Annotated in this window: 1 rRNA gene (cut by a window edge); it reads left to right on the top strand. The window is 50.3% G+C overall.

The features are described from left to right. Positions 1-2,786 (top strand): 23S ribosomal RNA (locus J3U73_RS10820) (it extends 154 nt beyond the left edge of the window). Positions 2,787-2,800: the final 14 nt, after the last annotated feature.

Genomic DNA, 2,800 nt, shown 5'->3' with positions numbered 1-2,800 from the left:
TAAACCCAATGCAGCGATGCATTACTGATATATGAATAGATAGTATATCAGGGCAAGACGCAGTGAACTGAAACATCTAAGTAGCTGCAGGAAGAGAAAGAAAAATCGATTTCCAGAGTAGCGGCGAGCGAAACGGAAAGAGCCCAAACCAGATGATTTATCATTTGGGGTTGTAGGACTGCAAGAAGGTAGTTATAAGGATAGCAGAATTATCTGGGAAGGTAAGCCAGAGAGGGTGAGAGCCCCGTAAGCGAAATCCAAGTAACGCCGAGCAGGATCCTGAGTAGGTCGGAACACGAGGAATTCCGATTGAAGCAGCGAGGACCATCTCGCAAGGCTAAATACTAGAATGTGACCGATAGTGAACCAGTACCGTGAGGGAAAGGTGAAAAGAACCCCGGAAGGGGAGTGAAAGAGAACCTGAAACCGTGTGCCTACAAGTAGTCAAAGCCCATTAAAGGGTGATGGCGTGCCTTTTGTAGAATGAACCGGCGAGTTACGTTAAATAGCGAGGTTAAGTCAGAAAAGACGGAGCCGGAGCGAAAGCGAGTCTGAAGAGGGCGAGAGAGTTGTTTGATGTAGACCCGAAACCAAGTGACCTACCCATGACCAGGTTGAAGGTGCGGTAAAGCGCACTGGAGGACCGAACCCACGTAAGTTAAAAATTGCGGGGATGAGTTGTGGGTAGCGGTGAAATTCCAAACGAACTTGGAGATAGCTGGTTCTCTCCGAAATAGCTTTAGGGCTAGCCTGGTGCGAGGATGATAATGGAGGTAGAGCTCTGTTTGGACGAGGGGCCCGTCAGGGGTTACTGAATTCAGATAAACTGCGAATACCATCTATCAAAGCACTGGAGTCAGACTGCGAGTGATAAGATCCGTAGTCGAAAGGGAAACAGCCCAGATCACCAGTTAAGGTCCCAAAATCTATGCTAAGTGGAAAAGGATGTGGAGTTGCGTAGACAACTAGGATGTTGGCTTAGAAGCAGCCATCATTAAAAGAGTGCGTAATAGCTCACTAGTCGAGTGACGCTGCGCCGAAAATTTACCGGGGCTAAGCATAGTACCGAAACTGTGGATGCGTAGTAATACGCGTGGTAGGAGAGCGTTCTAAGAGCGGCGAAGCTTAATCGCGAGGATAAGTGGAGCGCTTAGAAGTGAGAATGCCGGTATGAGTAGCGCAAGATAGGTGAGAATCCTATCCGCCGAAAGACTAAGGTTTCCTGGGGCAGGCTCGTCCGCCCAGGGTAAGTCGGGACCTAAGGCGAGGCCGAAAGGCGTAGTCGATGGACAACAGGTAGAAATTCCTGTACTGCGTTAGATCGTTAATAGCGAAGGAGGGACGCAGGAGGCAAAGAACGCATGGAGCTGGACATCCATGTTTAAGCAATAAGTGTAAGAGTGAGTCAAATGCTTGCTTTTGAAAAGCACAAGTTGTGATGAGGAGCGAAATTAAAGTAGCGAAGGTTCAAGAGTCACACTGCCAAGAAAAGCTTCTAGCAAGAGCTAACGTACCCGTACCGCAAACCGACACAGGTAGTCGAGTGGAGAACACTAAGGTGAGCGAGAGAACTCTCGTTAAGGAACTCGGCAAAATAGCCCCGTAACTTCGGGAGAAGGGGTGCTGGTGTAAAAGCCAGCCGCAGTGAAAAGGCCCAAACAACTGTTTATCAAAAACACAGGTCTCTGCAAAGTCGAAAGACGACGTATAGGGGCTGACACCTGCCCGGTGCTGGAAGGTTAAGGAGAGCTGTAAGCGCAAGCGAAGCAGCGAACTGAAGCCCCAGTAAACGGCGGCCGTAACTATAACGGTCCTAAGGTAGCGAAATTCCTTGTCGGGTAAGTTCCGACCTGCACGAAAGGTGTAATGATTTGGGCACTGTCTCAACGAGAGACTCGGTGAAATTATAATACCCGTGAAGATGCGGGTTACCCGCGACAGGACGGAAAGACCCCATGGAGCTTTACTGCAATTTGATATTGGGCAGCTGTTAAACATGTACAGGATAGGTAGGAGCCAGAGAAGATAGTACGCCAGTATTATCAGAGGCAATGTTGGGATACTACCCTTGTTTGATGGCTGCTCTAACCAGGGCCTCTAAGCGAGGCATGGGACAGTGTCAGACGGGCAGTTTGACTGGGGCGGTCGCCTCCTAAAGAGTAACGGAGGCGCCCAAAGGTTCCCTCAGAATGGTTGGAAATCATTCACAGAGTGTAAAGGTATAAGGGAGCTTGACTGCGAGAGCGACAACTCGAGCAGGGACGAAAGTCGGGCTTAGTGATCTGGTGGAACCGCATGGAAGGGCCATCACTCAACGGATAAAAGCTACCCTGGGGATAACAGGCTTATCTCCCCCAAGAGTTCACATCGACGGGGAGGTTTGGCACCTCGATGTCGGCTCGTCGCATCCTGGGGCTGAAGTAGGTCCCAAGGGTTGGGCTGTTCGCCCATTAAAGCGGCACGCGAGCTGGGTTCAGAACGTCGTGAGACAGTTCGGTCCCTATCCGTCGTGGGCGCAGGAAATTTGAGAGGAGCTGTCCTTAGTACGAGAGGACCGGGATGGACATACCGCTGGTGTACCAGTTGTCTTGCCAAAGGCATAGCTGGGTAGCTAAGTATGGACGGGATAAGCGCTGAAAGCATCTAAGTGCGAAGCCCCCCTCAAGATGAGATTTCCCATACGAAAGTAGTAAGACACCTCAAAGACTAAGAGGTAGATAGGCTAGGAGTGGAAGAGCCGTGAGGCTTGGAGCGGACTAGTACTAATCAGTCGAGGACTTGACCACAGGCTCAAGCAATC

The organism is Lactobacillus sp. B4005 (genome assembly GCF_026536045.1).
Taxonomy (GTDB): domain Bacteria; phylum Bacillota; class Bacilli; order Lactobacillales; family Lactobacillaceae; genus Lactobacillus; species Lactobacillus panisapium.
This window is presented reverse-complemented; position numbering and strand designations above follow the sequence as displayed.